Below are 16,243 nucleotides of genomic sequence, written 5' to 3' on the forward strand. Positions count from 1 at the left end.
CCAACTTTTCAGCGTCCGAATTTTGAGGTCTGGCGGGGACAACTGCATGGCTGTAGCCCTTGTGGTTTCAGGGCTACAGATGTTTTTCAGAGGAATTATTGATTTCATTTTCTTTCTCTATTCTCGACGCTCTATTGAGGTGGCCTACGCCAGCTTCGGAACCCAGTCCGCTATGGAAGGTCGGGAACGATCTCTCAAAAAAACCGTCTACTCTGTGAGTACCGGACCTGTGGGCCCACCAAATCCGAAAGCCGCGCAATGCGCGGCTTTCGCGTTTCTGATCGACAGTCGCCGCTAAGTTTCACTCCTTTCCAGCCCCATATGCCGAGTGTTCTCTGAACAACGCCTCCCTGGCAGCTCTTGTCTTGCCATTTCACTTTTAGCCCTCCCGGTCGGTGACCGCCGCGCCCTGCGGATCATGTGCGCAAAGCAATTCCGAATGCGCGATGGCGACCCTGTCCACTTGCAGCTGCTCCTATGGGCAAGGCTTTTGCGACATCTCAGAGCAAGAAATCAATCTAATCATTTAGATTTTCCGATGATGCCAATATGATATCGCCCCGTGATTGCAAAGCAGGCGTGTGAACGCGTCGAACACTGGGGGAAGGCGACATTCCAAAACGAACTGGATGCCGACCCGGCGAGGCCAACGGCTAAAAACAGACAGGACGACCTGGACTCAAACCGGTCCCCGGCCTAATTGCGAAGGAACGATTGAACATGATGTTGAAACAGGGGTTTCTCCGGCCGACTGCTCTCGCAGTGGCGATTGCGACTGGGGTTGCGGGCTGCGCCACTATTGATAATCAGCTGGGTTCGTCATCAGGGGCTACAGCCTGCGTTGTGGGTGGCGCGGTTGGTGCGGTCGCAGGGGCTCTACTGGCCGCCGCTGTTAACGGCAAACCAGAAGTCGGAGCGGTCGTCGGTGCCGGTATTGGTTGCGGAGCAACAATGCTCTATCAGAACCGAGTCAAGCGCCTCCAGGACATTGCTCAGGCTGAGCACATGGACATGGACGTCAAAGAGATCGTTGCCAATACGGCTGCCGGCGGGGCTTCCAAAGAGGCGTCGGTAGGCATTGAGGCACAGGCGCGTGATACGACGATGTTCACGCCCGCATCGGCTGAGTTGACCCCCGAAGGTCAGCGTCAACTGCGCAAAATTGCCCAAGCCATGGCCGACGCTCAAAAAGCCCAGGCATTGAAGCCCACGCCCGCCGGTGGCATGAAGATTCTGGTCGTCGGACACACAGACTCCACCGGTGCAGCGCAATTCAACCAGTCCCTGTCTGAAAAACGTGCACGCGCCGTCGGCAATATTCTGGCTGAAGCCGGGATCAAGCCCACTGACATCTACTACCAGGGCGCTGGCTCTGCGCGCCCTGTCGCGGACAACAGCACTGAGCAGGGTCGTGCGAAGAACCGGCGCGTCGAGATGTCGCAAATCGATAGCCAGCAATTGCTGGTCGAACGGGTTCGCAGTGAGCGCAACAGCACCAGGTACCTTGAACACGGTACCCGCACACAGGCAGCCCCGGCTCCTGCCGTACCGGTGAAAGCTTCAAGGCCCGCGACCTCCGCGGTGGTCGCTGAAGTACCAATGGCAGCGCCAAAGGCCAAGCCAAACAAAGCTGTTTCCCCCTCGATACCGCAACAGACAACATCGGCGCCCTCTCCTCTGGCAATTATCGGCAAGGGTGGCATCGACTTTGGCGGGCACGCGGTGACCAATGGCAACTCGACACTGGCGCAATCCATCGTGCCGAAGAAGTCGATGTTCACCCTGGTTTCCAGCGCCTATGCATCCGCCCCGGTCGGATCCTGTATTGCCGACATGCCACGCACCGAAGGCGAAGTCATGAACCTGGGTACTGGCAAATCGATCGACGAGATCGAAACCACCGACTATCTGCCGGGCATGGATGGGCGTCCGTGGGCACAGCTGGTCAATGGCCACCTGGCCAGTGTCGGTCCGGTTTCGATCCTCAAGGAGGACTCGGCGCTCGCCCAACAACCGTTCATGTCCTTCAAGTCGGACTACAAGACCAGCAAAGAGAAACTGACCGGCAAAGTTCCGGCCTCGGCCAATACCTACGATGGTGAGTCCCAGGTTCTCTACCGAGTCTTCTCGGTCGACGCGAAGAGCTCACCGGTCTCTTGCATGGACATCGTATTTGACAAGCGCACGGGCAAAGCATCGGGCGGCGAAATCTTCTATCCGAAGGGCGGCACAGCGTTCGTCGCCTCGTTCGATCCAAACCGTCAGTAATTTACAAGGAAGACACCATGCTAGAGACCATAAAAGCAATTGCGACGGCCTATTGGTACATCGTGGTGCCGGTCATCGCCACCCTGATAATGATGATTCCGGTGATCGTGTACTGGGAAAAAGTTCGTTATGGATTAATGATCGCCCGGCATCGCTTCCCACTCATTGGGACCATCAGCTACTGGGTTAAAAATCCGGGCAAGCAGGACGCTCAAACTCACTTCCTGAAATCGGAAACAGAACTCTGCGGCGCTTATCACCACTACTACCTCAAGCACAGCAAGGACGGGACTTTCTACAAGAAGGCCGAAGACTATCTTCTGAAGGTCAATGAAGATGGCCGTAAAGAAAAAGGTCTGATGTTGTGGGCTCTGATCCTTACCTTGATGGTTGTCGAAGCCTCGGCCTTCGGATACGCACTGGCGCCCTATGTGCTGGCGATGGCTACACCCAACACGGCGATGATCACGGCCTGGGGCATCGGTCTGGTGATTTCGGTTGTGGGCCTCTATCTTTCCGAGAAGAGCGGCCACCAGCTCTACATCAACCACAAGATCAATCAGGTGATGGCCTACAGCTCGATGCGCGAAAGCGGATCGGCCGGTGACTTCATCCGCAAGGATCGTCTGAACATCGACAAGACTTTTGAAGATGACGATCGCCCGGCCTACCAGCAGATGCTCAATCGCATCCAGGTTGGGGGTGACACTGCCAAGCCAAGCAAGTCCTTCAACTACTTGATCATCTACTCGGTGTTCATTGTGGGCTTGGCAATAGCGGCGTTTGCGGTGCGTACCGAGACGCTGAAAGCGACCGAAGCCGAACTGATCTCGAACCCGATCTCCATGTCCATGGAGCAGGCACCGCCTGATTCAAACAGTTTCGATCTGGGCGAGGACATGCAGGAAGTCAAGCAAGCTTCGGTATCCAAGAGTGCGCAAGACCAGATCGACTCGATGCACCGGGCATCGATGATCACCTTCGCCGTACTGAGCGCCTTGTTCTGCTTTATTCAGTTCACCTCGACGATCATGGCCTATTCCCGCGGCTTCGCCGGCAGCCATTCGAGTGAAGCCTGGAAGACCACCCGCGGTTTTGCCAACGCCGATGAATTTATTGTTCATCATGAAACGATTGCACGCTCCATTGCCGTTGATGCCCAACGCGCCCTTGGCAACTTGCAGGCCCTGCTGAGCGCGCAGTTCCATATCTCGGGTAACGACAATAACGAGAAGGAAATCAATAAACACGAACGCACCTTTGAGCGTTTCCTCGCGATCAAACACGCGGAGAAAATGGTCAAGGACCAACGGGATGTGTTGAGCGGCATTCTGGACAATCTGAACAAGCAATCGACAGAGCTGGCCAAAAAGGGTGACCAGGCAGGCTCCGACCTTGCAATGGCCAAGGCTAACGAGATTCGCGCCCGCATCAACAGCCTCAACGGCACCGAAACGGTTGCAGCACCAGCACCGGCCGTCGTGGCAGCCAAGACGGAACCCGCCCACGCAGCCACGCCTGTGGTCCACGCAGCGCCGGCACCTGCGGTCGAAGTGGTCAACCCTGAGCCGGTTGCAGCAGTTGCAGCAGTTGCACAGGCAGGTTTCGATCCGCACGCCTGGGGCAATCTGATGGGCTTCGAAGAAGACGATCTGGATTATGTGGCCGGGAAGAAAGGCGTTGATATCGCACTGATTCGCCGCGCGTACAAGCTGCAGAAGCTGGACGCGGAGCTGAGCTGATGAAGATCAGATACCTCATCGCCGCCCTTGCCTTTGCCCCAGCAGCCCTGATGGCTGTTGAGCGCAATGACGTGCCGAGCTGTTACGAGATCACCAAACTGACCGAGTTCAAGGCGCCCTCTTCAGGGCGCTTGTTGACGGTCATCGTTGATCAGACGACCCCGTTGACCGAAGACCTGCAAAAGACCGCCTGGAATCACGTCAAACGGTACATGAAGTCTGGTGACAAACTTCGGCTGTACAGCTTCAGCGCCTACTTGAACGGTCGCTACACCAAGCTGGAGTTTGCCGGTGAACTGGAAAGCCCCATCGATCCTGAAGCCATCCCGAACGTGCCGATAATGGCCGCGAAGAAGTTCGACGGTTGCCTGAAGCAGCAACAGCAAGTGCTCTTCCAGCGTTTTGGCAAAGCTTTTGCGGGCACGATGAGAGCATCGACCACCGATATTCCGCGCAGCGAGATCCTGTTCAGCCTGCGTGAAATCTCCAGAGATACCAGCAAAGCCAAGGACACCAACCAGCAAGTCGTGCTGCTGATGTCCGACATGCTGGAATACAGCGACTTTGGCAGCTTCTACGCTGCAAACCGCATTCGCGACATCAACGCCCCTGCTGAACTGGAAAAGGTCAAGAAGCAGAACATGTTGGCTGATTTTGGAGGCGCACGCATTTTTGTTCATGGCGCGGCCTTCGTGCCTGATTCCAGCAAGAACGGCTATCGCTCCGGCAAGATGATCAGCAACCTGAAGTCTTTCTGGCAAGGCTATTTTGAACAATCAAATGCCGAACTTGCAGGCTTTGGCACACCGGAACTGACCGCAGAAATTGAATAGCAGGCACGGGTAAAAGGCGGCACGACCGCCTTGACCAACACTTACTGAAAACCAACATCCAATAGCAAAAGGAAATACTGCATGAAAGGGAAAATCCTGGACTTCAATAGTGAAAGCCGCACCGGCATCATCAGTGCCGATGACGGAAATCGCTACACTTTTGAAGTTGCACAGTGGAAAAGCTCGGTATTGCCGAAATCTGGCGTCAAAGTGGATTTCTCTACAAACAATGGTGTTGCCGAGACGATCTACCAGGAACCCGGCGTGACCGTCGGTAACTCAAAGAAAATAACCGCCGCACTTCTGGCTTTGTTTCTTGGCGCCTTTGGTGCTCACAAGTTCTTCCTTGGCTACAACAAGCAAGGCGTGATCATGCTGTTGCTGTTCCTCTTCGGGTTTATCCTGCTGGGCGTTCCATCCATGATCATCGGCATCATTGCCTTTGTTGAATTCATTATTTACCTCACCAAGTCAGACGAAGATTTCGAACGTACCTACGTCAACTCTGCCAAGCCGTGGTTCTAACCACTCACGACTAGCCGATCGTCAAAGTTAGTTGTTACTTCACATCCAGAGGCTGCGGCACATTGCAGCCTCTGTCGCCACATTGGCGCAGCCATCTCCCTCGCCTGCAGGCTCTGGCGCTGCGCGTACAGCCAATCACCGCAAAATATGACCTGACTCGGAGGCGCGACGCTCGCGCAACAGGGATGACTCTAAATAAAGATTCGTGCAGCCTGGCAAGTGCCAGTCTCACCGCCGTGCTTTTTCTCACCTCACCGTCTGCTCAGGCGGAAACCGTTGGCCTCGGCGATGCTACAAAAAGCATCGGCAGTTTCTTTTCGCAACTGACGCAGCCACCGATACCCAAGCCTGAACCGCAATTGCGCTATGTTCGTGAAGCGCTGGGTAAGCTGCAGCCGGAAAACTGGATCTCCTTCAGCCCGGCTAACCCCAAGGCTTACGTCTATGTGTTCGCCGATGCGACCTGCCCCTACTCCCGTGAATTGCACAAGAAGGTGCCTGAGTTCAATGCCAAGGGGATTGAGGTGCGCTACGTCGCCTGGCCATCGGGCCAACTCAATGAACCGGCCTGGACGGTGTACAAAAACGTCTGGTGCAGCGACGACCCGAAACAGGCACTCGACGACGCAATGCATGGCAAGTCGGTGAAGGCGCAAACATGCAGCAGTAAAGACATCAGCACCCTTGCCGCGCAGCAGAATGCCGGTAAAGCCATTGGCGTGAGCGCCACCCCGACGACTTATTACCCGGACGGCCATTGGGCCCAAGGCGTGAAGCGCACCGAAGGGTTGCCCGAGCGGGCGATTTTGGGGGTCAAAATGGTTTCGAACGTGCGCTGATTTTGAACGGGTTTTTGTCTTTACGAAAGGCAGATGCTCATTCGGTTATTTTGTGTCTGCTGTGTAGTTTTGGTTAATTAAGGTTTCGCTTTATCGGATGACGCCGTAGGACGTTGTAGGCAAACTCCGAATCTGCTGTTTGGGCACTTTGCCGCCTTGTTGCGCCTTTCTTTGACGGGACAGTCTCCGCCGTCGCTGACCGATCAGCGATCGGGCTTGGAAACCCGTCGAACCGTAACGCAAAGGCGCCCAGTTAGGACTGCATACGTTTTTACGACTGCAATCCTGCTTCATGGCAGCTGTGCGTGGGACGCCTTTGGGCGTGCCGGTTTCTCTGGTTCCCGGTTTTCCAACCTGCGCACAGCTGCCACCCATTCGCTTGGAAACGAAAGTGGCGGCTTCTTGAGTAACCAGGAGCAATCCCATGAGCAAAACAGACTAGCCCGCACCCTCAGAACTAAAAACCATCGGCTTCACCCCCTTCATCTACTGCAAGAATCAGGCGCTGTTCCACGTCAGTCGCGGCGTTCCGCTTGCCGATGCTTTGGCTCAGGCCTCCGATCTGTTGTGTCTCGCCAAAGAGCTGACCATCGACGCCGCCTACACCAGAGGCACCGACCGCCACGCCTGGGCAGCGCATTACCTGACGGCCATGAGCAAGGCAGTCATCGATGATGTGGCGAAGGTGCTGGATCGCCGGCCAGTTCAAACAACAAAGGAAGCAGCCGCATCGAAAAACTCATAATCACGGCAAAGGTGAAGATTCCCAAAAAGGGACCGAGCATTCCCTTTTTGGGACCTTTAGAACCAGACTCTTCGACCCGTCGTTACTTCCAGTGCTGAACAACATCACTGCAACTGTCAGTCCAACCAGGTAACGAAGGGATGGCCTGCACCGCCCTCATCCCCTCCAGCATCGCCCCGGTGAACACGACCTCATACGTATCCGCCGCCCGCCCCCATTGCTCAACGAGCGCCATGCCGTCGACCAGCGCGGTAGCCAATTCGAAAATCGTCCCGGCCTGATCCTCGATGATTTTTTGCGTCTGAATCCACACCCGATCAGTCATCGCTTTAAGCTGCGCTGCGATGTGTTCGGACGACGCTGGATCGGTATCTGGATATGTGATGTTACGTAGCAGGTGCTGTAACTCTCTGACTTTCGCGTAATCCTGTTCCGCCCCCTGCTCACCTTTGAGGATGGCCGTGGCTTTCGCTTTATCGACGCGTTTGGCGGCTGAAGGTTTTGAAGGGAGTGTCTGCGCCATTGCGCCAGCCAGGAGGACCATCATCCGGGCTTCCAGATACTCCGTCATGGCGTCCATCGAAGTGATTGGCCGCACCAGGGAAATGGACGCGCCACCTTGATGCCGTAGATCCATGGTCACGGTCAATGTCACTCCGCCCGTTTCAAAGCCCAGTGTGCGGGCCACGACGTAGTGACCCATCTCGTGATGGGCAATCTGCAACGCACGGTTTCGTACAGCGGCAGGCAGGTTTGTCGTCATGTCTTTCGCCTCGCACCCTTGATTACCTCAATGCTAGCCGACGTCGCGCAACGGCGTAGTGCTGAGCAATCAAGGCATCAGGCGCCTTCTGTAGGAGCGAGCGCGCTCGCGATGAACTCAAGTACGACGCGTTTATTCAGCGAGTACGCGTATTCGTTGACGTCCATCGCGAGCGAGCTCGCCCCTACAAAGGTTCACCGTGCCTTACTTGGGTAAAGCGTAAGCAATCACATAATCCCCGCGATCCGTCGACTGACGCGCACCGCCCACCGTCAGCAGGATGTACTGCTTGCCGGTTTTTGGTGAAACGTAGGTCATCGGCCCGGACTGGCTGCCTACCGGCAGGCGCGATTTCCAGATTTCGTTGCCGTTGCCGGTATCGAAGGCGCGCAGGTAGAAGTCCTGGGTGCCGGCGAAGAACAGCAGGCCCGACTGGGTGGCGAGCGATGCGCCAAGGGTCGGCATGCCGATCGGGATCGGCAGGTGCATGCGGATGCCCATCGGGCCAGTGTCTTGCACGGTGCCGACCGGGACTTGCCACATCAGTTTGTGGGTCTTCAGGTCGATGGCCGACATGGTGCCGAACGGTGGTTTCTGGCACGGGATGCCGACCGCCGAGAGAAAGCGTTCGCGCATGGCGCCGAACGGCGTGCCTTCCTGCGGCACCACGCCCATTTCGATACCGCTGGCCCCGGCGCCGATCTTGTCACGCGGGATCATGTAGTTGGCCAGGCCCAGGCGCATGTCGTTGACGAACATGTAGTTAGTGTTCGGATCAACCGAGACGCTGCCCCAGTTCATGCCGCCCAGCGAGCCCGGGAATTGCAGGGCGCGATCCATGCCCGGCGGGGTGTAGACGCCTTCGTGGCGCATACCTTTGAACTGGATGCGGCACATCAATTGGTCGAACGGCGTGGCGCCCCACATGTCGGATTCGGTCAGGGTCTTGTTGCCGATTGACGGCATATCGACAGAGAACGGCTGGGTTGGCGAGTAGTGTTCGCCGGGCACATGGCCCTGCGGCACCGGACGCTCTTCAACGCGAGCGATCGGCACGCCGGTCTCACGGTTGAGCAGGAAGATCTCGCCCTGCTTGGTGACTTGCGCCAGCGCCGGCTGGGTGCCGCCCTTGTCGTCGGGCACGTCGTACAGCAGCGGTTGGGCCGGCAGGTCAAAGTCCCACAAATCGTTGTGGGTAGTCTGGAAATGCCAGCGCACCTGGCCGGTTTTCACGTCAATGGCAACGACGGACGAGTTCCACTTGTTGTCCATCTCGGTGCGCTGACCGCCGAAGAAGTCCGGCGTGGCGTTGCCGGTTGGCAGGTAGACCAGACCGAGCTTGGCGTCGTAGGACATGGCCGACCAGACGTTCGGCGTACCACGGGTGTAGGTCTCACCGGCCGGAGGGCGTTGGGTGGTGTTCGGGTTACCCGGATCCCACGCCCAGACCAGTTCACCGCTGCGCACGTCGTAGGCACGCACCACGCCCGGCGGCTCGCCAGTGGAGTAGTTATCGGCCACGCGGCCACCGACGATCACTACGTCACCCGCAACCAACGGGGTCGAGGTTTGCTGGTAGTAACCGGGCTTCACTTCGCCCATGTCGATGGTCAGATCGACGGTGCCTTTATTGCCGAATTCTTCGCAGGGCTTGCCGGTTTCAGCGTTGATGGCGATCAGACGCGCATCGCCGGTCGGCAAAAACAGACGTTTCTTACAGGCGGTTGGCTGATTGTCCGAAGACACCGGGGTTTCGGAGTAACCCAGGCCACGGCAGCGCTGCCAGTTAGGCGCGGTGCCCTGCGGGTCGAACTTCCAGCGTTGAGTGCCGGTGTCGGCATCCAGGGCGAAGACTTTGCCGTAGGCGGTGCAGGTGTAGACCGTGTCACCGATTTGCTGCGGGGTGTTCTGGTCTTCGGCGCCCGCACCAGTGCTTTGCGGGATGTCGCCGGTGCGGAAGGTCCAGGCAACCTGCAACTTGTCGATGTTGCCCTTGTTGATCTGGTCCAGCGCGGCAAAGCGGTTGCCGGCAGTGGTATTGCCCCAGTGCGCCCAGTCTTTTTGCTCGGTGCCCGGAGCGACCGGCGTTACCGCTGGTACAGTGGTGTTTTTCACCACGTGGGTCGGCACGAACATGTAGGCCATGGTCGCAACGACGCCAACACCCAGAATGCCCGCCAAACCGTAGGCACCACGACCACCTGTCGCACCCGAAGCGCGGACGAGGGTCGGATAGACCAACGCTACAACCAGGCCGATCACCGCAAACGTCAGCACCCGAGAGACCAGGGGCCAGTATTCAAGCCCCGTATCCCAAACGGCCCAGATCGCAGTGAGGACCAACGCCACACCATACAACTTGGCACCGAACGGCTTGCGCCTGGCAATCATCAACCCGGACGCCAGCATCGCCAGCCCCATCAGCAGGAAATACCAGCTGCCACCCAGCGCGATCAGATAGCCACCGCCAGCGGCCAGGCCGAGCCCGATCAGTGCAATCAGCACACCCAGCCCCGCCAGCAACCATTTGCTGCCGGCGGCAGCCCCAGAATTGTTCATGTCGGAAGTTTTCCCCATTTGTGACAAGGGCGGAATAATGTACTACCTAGTTACTTATGGCAATTTGTCGCAGGCAAAAATGTCATGAACGGTATTGAGGCTAGATCAAATTTCCGTCGCGAGCGTCCTGCTGGAACTGCCTGTAACATGCGTGCGCATTGATCCATGCCACTGGAGATACCCCTTGCCTGACACTCGCCCACCCGTTCTTGATGAAATTGACCGCCAATTGATTGCCGCCCTGCAGATCAACGCCCGCGAGAGTGTGGCCATGCTTGCGCGGCAATTGGGCATCGCCCGCACCACCGTCACATCGCGCCTGGCGCGTCTGGAAAAGGCCAAAGTGATCACCGGTTACGGCGTGCGCCTCGGGCAGCGCCTGGTAGATGGCGGGTTGCAGGCGTATGTGGGGATCACCGTGCAGCCACGCTCGGGCAAGGAGGTGTTGCGACGCCTGAGCGCGATGGCGCAGGTGCAGCAGTTGTGTGCGGTGAGTGGCGAATTTGATTATGTGGCGTGGCTGCGCACCGATTCGCCGGAGCAGCTGGATCAGTTGCTGGATCAGATCGGCAGCGTGGATGGGGTGGAGAAGACCACGACCTCGATCATCTTGAGCAGCAAGATTGATCGGGGGCAGCCGGTTTGAGTTTTTCCGGTGGTTTTAGGTGCCTGACAGGCTAGCAAAGACCTGTAGGAGCTGGCTTGCCAGCGAAGGCGTTCGGACCTTCAACACAAAATTCCACGGCCTCTTCGCTGGCAAGCCAGCTCCTACAGTGGTCAGTGTGTGAGATTTGATCGTCATATTGATCAAGCAATCATCAAAACGACGACACTTTGCGTCTTATTAACGTGTTCTGTGCTCTCTAGAATGGCTGGCATCTTTTCCTATACTCAGATGCGCATTCCGCGTCGGGTCGCCAGCTAGGTCAGCCATGAACAAGAACAATCGCCATCCTGCAGACGGTAAGAAACCAGTCACCATTTTCGGCCCGGACTTTCCCTTCGCCTTCGACGACTGGATCGAACACCCCGCCGGCCTGGGCAGCATTCCCGAGCACAATCACGGTGCCGAAGTGGCGATTGTCGGGGGCGGGATTGCCGGCCTGGTGGCGGCGTATGAGCTGATGAAGCTTGGCTTGAAACCGGTCGTCTACGAAGCGTCGAAAATGGGCGGCCGTCTGCGCTCTCAGGCGTTCAACGGCGCCGAAGGCATTGTTGCCGAACTGGGCGGAATGCGCTTCCCGGTGTCATCTACCGCGTTCTATCACTACGTCGACAAGCTGGGCCTGGAAACCAAACCGTTCCCTAACCCGCTGACGCCTGCGTCGGGCAGCACGGTGATCGACCTCGAAGGTAAAACCCATTACGCACAGAAGCTGTCGGACCTTCCTGCACTGTTTCAGGAAGTGGCTGACGCCTGGGCTGATGCGCTTGAAGCCGGTTCGCAGTTCTCCGATATCCAGCAAGCCATTCGCGACCGCGACGTGCCACGCCTCAAGGAACTGTGGAACACCCTGGTGCCGCTGTGGGACGACCGCACCTTCTACGATTTCGTCGCCACCTCCAAAGCGTTCGCCAAGCTCTCGTTCCATCACCGCGAAGTGTTCGGCCAGGTCGGCTTCGGCACCGGCGGCTGGGACTCTGACTTCCCGAACTCGATGCTGGAAATTTTCCGTGTGGTGATGACCAACTGCGACGATCACCAACACCTCGTGGTGGGTGGCGTGGAACAGGTACCGCAGGGCATCTGGCGCCATGTGCCGGAACGTTGCGTGCACTGGCCCGAAGGCACCAGCCTCAGCTCTCTGCACAAGGGTGCGCCGCGTACCGGCGTGAAGAAAATTGCCCACGCGCCGGGTGGCCGTTTCGCCGTCACCGACAACTGGGGCGATACCCGCGAATATGCCGCGGTGCTGACCACCTGCCAGAGCTGGCTGCTGACCACCCAGATCGAATGCGACGAAACCCTGTTCTCGCAAAAGATGTGGATGGCCCTGGACCGCACCCGTTACATGCAGTCGTCGAAAACCTTCGTCATGGTCGACCGTCCGTTCTGGAAGGACAAAGACCCGGAAACCGGCCGCGACCTGATGAGCATGACCCTCACTGATCGCCTGACCCGCGGCACCTACCTGTTCGACAACGGCGACGACAAGCCGGGGGTGATCTGCCTGTCGTACTCGTGGATGAGCGACGCGTTGAAAATGCTCCCGCAGCCGGTGGAAAAACGCGTGAAACTGGCGCTGGATGCATTGAAGAAGATCTACCCGAAAGTCGACATTGCCGCGAGAATCATCGGCGATCCGATCACCGTGTCCTGGGAAGCCGACCCGCACTTCCTGGGAGCCTTCAAAGGCGCCCTGCCCGGTCACTACCGCTACAACCAGCGCATGTACGCGCACTTCATGCAGGACGACATGCCCGCTGAGCAACGCGGAATTTTCATCGCTGGCGACGACGTTTCGTGGACGCCGGCCTGGGTTGAGGGCGCGGTGCAGACGTCGCTCAACGCGGTGTGGGGCATCATGAAACACTTCGGCGGTGCAACTCACGCCGAGAATCCGGGTCCAGGAGATGTGTTCAACGAGATCGGGCCGATCGCCCTGCCCGAGTAAGAGGAATCCGAAATGCGCGTAGCCCTTTACCAATGTCCACCCCTGCCCCTGGACGTCGCCGGCAACTTGCAACGTTTGCATCAGCTTGCGCTTGAAGCCAAAGGCGCCGATCTGCTGGTGCTGCCGGAGATGTTTCTGACCGGCTACAACATCGGCGTCGATGCCGTCAGCGTGCTGGCAGAAGTGCACAACGGTGAATCGGCGCAGCAGATCGCGCGCATTGCCAAGGCGGCCGGGATGGCCATTTTGTACGGTTATCCCGAACGCACCGCGGACGGGCAAATCTACAATGCCGTGCAACTGATCGACGCCAGTGGCGAGCGCGTCTGCAACTACCGCAAGACCCACCTGTTCGGCGAACTCGATCGTTCGATGTTCAGCGCAGGTTCCGACGCGTTCCCCATCGTGGAGCTCAACGGCTGGAAGCTCGGTTTCCTGATCTGCTACGACCTGGAGTTTCCGGAGAACGCCCGACGTCTGGCCCTGGCCGGCGCCGAACTGATTCTGGTGCCGACCGCCAACATGATTCCTTACGACTTCATCGCCGACGTCACGGTTCGCGCCCGCGCCTTTGAAAACCAGTGCTACGTGGCCTACGCCAACTATTGTGGCAACGAAGGCGACATTCACTATTGCGGCCAGAGCAGCATCGCCGCACCCGATGGCAGCCGCATCGCGCAGGCCGGGCTTGATGAAGCGTTGATTGTCGGTGAGCTGGAACGGCAGTTGATGGTCGACTCACGCGCTGCCAATCGCTACTTCTTCGATCGCCGCCCTGAGCTTTACGGCGACCTGAACAAGCGCTAGCCCACAGTAATCCGCTAGCATTGGCACTTCACTGTTCTGGAAGTGCCCATGCCCGCGCTGAATCCCCCTCGCCCCCATACAGAAACCCTCGCCAACGGCCTGCGGGTGACGCTGCGTCACGCACCGTATTTGAAGCGCTGCGCGGCGGCGTTAAGGGTCGCCGTGGGCAGCCATGACGTGCCGCTGGCGTGGCCCGGTCTGGCGCACTTTCTTGAGCATCTGCTGTTTTTGGGGACTGAGCGTTTTCCTGCGGCCCAAGGGTTGATGGCCTATGTGCAGAGCCACGGTGGTCAGGTCAACGCACGGACCAGCGAACGCACCACCGATTACTTTTTCGAACTGCAGCCTCAGGCATTCGCCGCAGGGCTGGAGCGGCTGTCAGATATGCTCTCCCATCCGCGTATGAATCCGGACGATCAACTGCGCGAACGTGAAGTTCTGCACGCGGAATATGTCGCGTGGTCGCAGGATCCGACAGCGCAGCAGCAGTTTGCGCTGTTCAACGGACTTTCGCAGGCTCATCCATTGCGGGGTTTTCATGCCGGCAATCGCGACAGCCTACCTGTTGCACAACCCGAGTTTCAGCAAGCCTTGCAGAGTTTTTACCAGCGTTACTATCAGACCGGGCAGATGACCTTGAGCCTCGCCGGCCCACAAAGCCTCGAGGAATTGAGGGGGATGGCCGAAGCATTTGGCAGCGCAATAGCCAAAGGCAAATTCGTGCCACAACAAGCCCCAACGCCGCTGATGGACACGTCGGATAAAAGTTATCAACAGGCTGGCGAGCGGCGGCTGGATTTGCTGTTCGCGCTCGAAGCGCTGCCCGCGTCGTCTGCCCAAGCGCAGGCGTTCCTGTGTCATTGGCTCAATACCGGGAAATCGGGCGGATTGCTGGCGGATTTACGCGAGCGCGGGCTAGCCCTCGAACTCAAGGCATCCCCGATGTATCAGTTCGAGGGTCAAGCCTTGCTGCACCTCGAATTCACCTTGCCCGCGAATGCAGGGACGATCGCAATTGCTGAACGGCTCATGGATTGGCTGAGCTTCTTCGCCCGGCAAGACTGGAGCGGGTTGCGCGAAGAATACGCAGCGCTGCTTGAGCGTCAGCAACAGGTCTGCGGTGCGCTGCAATTGGCCCGTCAGGACAGCGAGCAAGGGGAATTAGGGTTAACCCAGCAGGGGGTTACAGCCCTCAAGCACATCCTTCAACAAATCGGTGCTGTGGATAACTTCAGCGGCCCCTGGCAACTGCCTGCAGCCAACCCGTTCTTGCGCTGCGAAGCACCGGCATCGAACGCCGGCCTGATTCGCGGCCAGACCAGCGCCCACCGAGGCCTGCGCACTTTTGCCCAGGATCGCTCGCGCAGTCGACGGGAAGGCTCACCGATGCAGTTCAGTCAGGCATTGCCGGATAACAGTGCTGAAGGTGCGATTTATGTACGCTGGCGGCTGGATTCCGCTCCCGACAGCCAACTGCATTCACGGCTGGAAAATGAACTGCAACCGCTGTGCGAAGACGCCCGTCAGGCCGGTGTGGATTTCTCCTTGAGTGCCTCGGGAAATGAATGGCTGCTGAAAATGACCGGGCTACAGGAACCGATGCCGATCGTCCTGGAGCATGCGCTGAAAGAGCTGACAAAACCTGCTGCCGATTTCCCACAGGAAATACCAACCCGCGCCGCGCTCATACCCATTCGACAGTTGCTCAAGGCGTTGCCCGATCACTGCCTTGAACCTGCCGTGAACTCGGATGATGTACAGAAACTCTGGTCGAGTGCTCGCTGGGATGGTCTGGCGGCGGGTTTATCCGCTCAGACTCAAGCGGCCATGGGGTTGGCATTGAGCCGCATCCCTGGCACGCCGGACAATCAACTCACGCCACCCTCTACGATTCGTTCGCAACGTCTGTGGAGTTACGTCGATACCCGCTCCGAAGAGCATGCGTTGCTGCTGTTCTGTCCTACATCGACCCCAGAAATCGCCGACGAAGCCGCGTGGCGCTTTCTCGCTCACCTCTGCCAGACACCGTTCTACCAACGGCTGCGGGTGGAGTTGCAACTGGGTTATGCCGTGTTCAGCGCCCTGCGCCAGATTCATGGGCAAACCGGGCTGCTGTTCGGTGTGCAATCACCAAGCGTTGCGCCGACGGAGCTGCTACAACACATCGAACATTTTCTGAGCGGGTTACCGGAACTGATCGCGGCCATCGACGACAATGCCTTGATCGCTCAGCGCCAGGTTCTGGCCGAGCAGTTTTCGAGCAACGCGTTGCCTACCGCCCAGGCCGGCGAGCTGCTTTGGCAGGGCAAACTGGCCGGCCGCTCGTCGGATTATCTGACCCAACTGACTGAAGCCATCCTGCTGACGGGTCGCACCGCATTGCTTGACGCCGCACAGCGTTTGAATCAGGTCGAAGGCGGCTGGCGCTGTCTGGCCACCAGCCCTGTTCCCGACGCCTCATGGCAAGCGACAAAATGATCATTACCAGGGCTGTAAGGAGCTTTCTCAAAGATTCACGGGCAATTTCTTTGAAATTTTGAGTAACAT

Annotated in this window: 12 protein-coding genes; 10 read left to right on the forward strand and 2 right to left on the reverse strand. The window is 58.1% G+C overall.

Going from position 1 to position 16,243, the window contains the following annotated elements; all coding sequences use genetic code 11:
- The first annotated feature begins 951 nt into the window (after positions 1-951).
- From QMK58_RS27200 to QMK58_RS27225, 6 genes are all read left to right on the forward strand, one after another.
- A complete protein-coding gene (locus QMK58_RS27200) occupies positions 952-2,268 on the forward strand; it encodes an OmpA family protein (RefSeq protein WP_053162968.1) in 1,317 nt (438 codons plus the stop codon).
- A 17-nt stretch (positions 2,269-2,285) separates the two neighbouring features.
- Positions 2,286-4,010: a hypothetical protein gene (locus QMK58_RS27205; protein WP_320395646.1), complete on the forward strand. Its 1,725-nt coding sequence runs from the start codon at positions 2,286-2,288 to the stop codon at positions 4,008-4,010.
- A 164-nt stretch (positions 4,011-4,174) separates the two neighbouring features.
- A complete protein-coding gene (locus QMK58_RS27210; RefSeq protein WP_156322394.1) occupies positions 4,175-4,843 on the forward strand; it encodes a hypothetical protein in 669 nt (222 codons plus the stop codon).
- 81 nt (positions 4,844-4,924) lie between these two features.
- The gene (locus QMK58_RS27215) at positions 4,925-5,368 is read left to right on the forward strand and encodes a TM2 domain-containing protein (protein WP_053162974.1); all 444 of its coding nucleotides are present in this window, start codon (positions 4,925-4,927) and stop codon (positions 5,366-5,368) included.
- A 185-nt stretch (positions 5,369-5,553) separates the two neighbouring features.
- Complete coding sequence (locus QMK58_RS27220; protein ID WP_320395647.1) at positions 5,554-6,207, forward strand: DsbC family protein; 654 nt, start codon at positions 5,554-5,556, stop codon at positions 6,205-6,207.
- A 466-nt stretch (positions 6,208-6,673) separates the two neighbouring features.
- The gene (locus QMK58_RS27225; protein WP_320396566.1) at positions 6,674-6,952 is read left to right on the forward strand and encodes a DUF3077 domain-containing protein; all 279 of its coding nucleotides are present in this window, start codon (positions 6,674-6,676) and stop codon (positions 6,950-6,952) included.
- Positions 6,953-7,034: 82 nt separating this feature from the next.
- Here the strand turns inward: QMK58_RS27225 and QMK58_RS27230 are convergent, their stop codons facing one another.
- Positions 7,035-7,715: a peptidase M41 gene (locus QMK58_RS27230; RefSeq protein WP_053162979.1), complete on the reverse strand. Its 681-nt coding sequence runs from the start codon at positions 7,713-7,715 to the stop codon at positions 7,035-7,037.
- A gap of 204 nt (positions 7,716-7,919) precedes the next feature.
- The gene (locus QMK58_RS27235; protein ID WP_320395648.1) at positions 7,920-10,274 is read right to left on the reverse strand and encodes a glucose/quinate/shikimate family membrane-bound PQQ-dependent dehydrogenase; all 2,355 of its coding nucleotides are present in this window, start codon (positions 10,272-10,274) and stop codon (positions 7,920-7,922) included.
- A gap of 184 nt (positions 10,275-10,458) precedes the next feature.
- On the opposite strand from QMK58_RS27235, the gene QMK58_RS27240 reads away from it, so the two are divergent.
- The 4 genes from QMK58_RS27240 (at position 10,459) to pqqF (ending at position 16,174) form a co-directional block, all read left to right on the forward strand.
- A complete protein-coding gene (locus QMK58_RS27240; protein WP_053162983.1) occupies positions 10,459-10,920 on the forward strand; it encodes an Lrp/AsnC family transcriptional regulator in 462 nt (153 codons plus the stop codon).
- 286 nt (positions 10,921-11,206) lie between these two features.
- The gene (locus tag QMK58_RS27245; RefSeq protein WP_320395649.1) at positions 11,207-12,889 is read left to right on the forward strand and encodes a flavin monoamine oxidase family protein; all 1,683 of its coding nucleotides are present in this window, start codon (positions 11,207-11,209) and stop codon (positions 12,887-12,889) included.
- 12 nt (positions 12,890-12,901) lie between these two features.
- The gene (locus QMK58_RS27250) at positions 12,902-13,696 is read left to right on the forward strand and encodes a carbon-nitrogen hydrolase family protein (protein ID WP_320395650.1); all 795 of its coding nucleotides are present in this window, start codon (positions 12,902-12,904) and stop codon (positions 13,694-13,696) included.
- A gap of 48 nt (positions 13,697-13,744) precedes the next feature.
- Positions 13,745-16,174 carry a pyrroloquinoline quinone biosynthesis protein PqqF gene (pqqF, locus tag QMK58_RS27255; RefSeq protein ID WP_320395651.1) on the forward strand — a complete coding sequence of 810 codons (2,430 nt, stop codon included), beginning with the start codon at positions 13,745-13,747 and terminating at the stop codon, positions 16,172-16,174.
- The last annotated feature ends 69 nt before the right edge of the window (positions 16,175-16,243 follow it).

It is taken from the genome of Pseudomonas sp. P8_241 (genome assembly GCF_034008315.1).
Classification (GTDB): Bacteria; Pseudomonadota; Gammaproteobacteria; order Pseudomonadales; family Pseudomonadaceae; genus Aquipseudomonas.

What these genes read in the sequence shown, in the direction of transcription:
- QMK58_RS27200 (WP_053162968.1), top strand. Translation starts at nt 952, where the DNA reads ATGCTCTATCAGAACCGAGTCAAGCGCCTCCAGGACATTGCTCAGGCT.
- QMK58_RS27205 (WP_320395646.1), top strand. Translation starts at nt 2,286, where the DNA reads ATGCTAGAGACCATAAAAGCAATTGCGACGGCCTATTGGTACATCGTG.
- QMK58_RS27215 (WP_053162974.1), top strand. Translation starts at nt 4,925, where the DNA reads ATGAAAGGGAAAATCCTGGACTTCAATAGTGAAAGCCGCACCGGCATC.
- QMK58_RS27220 (WP_320395647.1), top strand. Translation starts at nt 5,554, where the DNA reads ATGACTCTAAATAAAGATTCGTGCAGCCTGGCAAGTGCCAGTCTCACC.
- QMK58_RS27230 (WP_053162979.1), bottom strand. Translation starts at nt 7,715, where the DNA reads ATGACGACAAACCTGCCTGCCGCTGTACGAAACCGTGCGTTGCAGATT.
- QMK58_RS27235 (WP_320395648.1), bottom strand. Translation starts at nt 10,274, where the DNA reads ATGAACAATTCTGGGGCTGCCGCCGGCAGCAAATGGTTGCTGGCGGGG.
- QMK58_RS27245 (WP_320395649.1), top strand. Translation starts at nt 11,207, where the DNA reads ATGAACAAGAACAATCGCCATCCTGCAGACGGTAAGAAACCAGTCACC.
- QMK58_RS27250 (WP_320395650.1), top strand. Translation starts at nt 12,902, where the DNA reads ATGCGCGTAGCCCTTTACCAATGTCCACCCCTGCCCCTGGACGTCGCC.
- pqqF (WP_320395651.1), top strand. Translation starts at nt 13,745, where the DNA reads ATGCCCGCGCTGAATCCCCCTCGCCCCCATACAGAAACCCTCGCCAAC.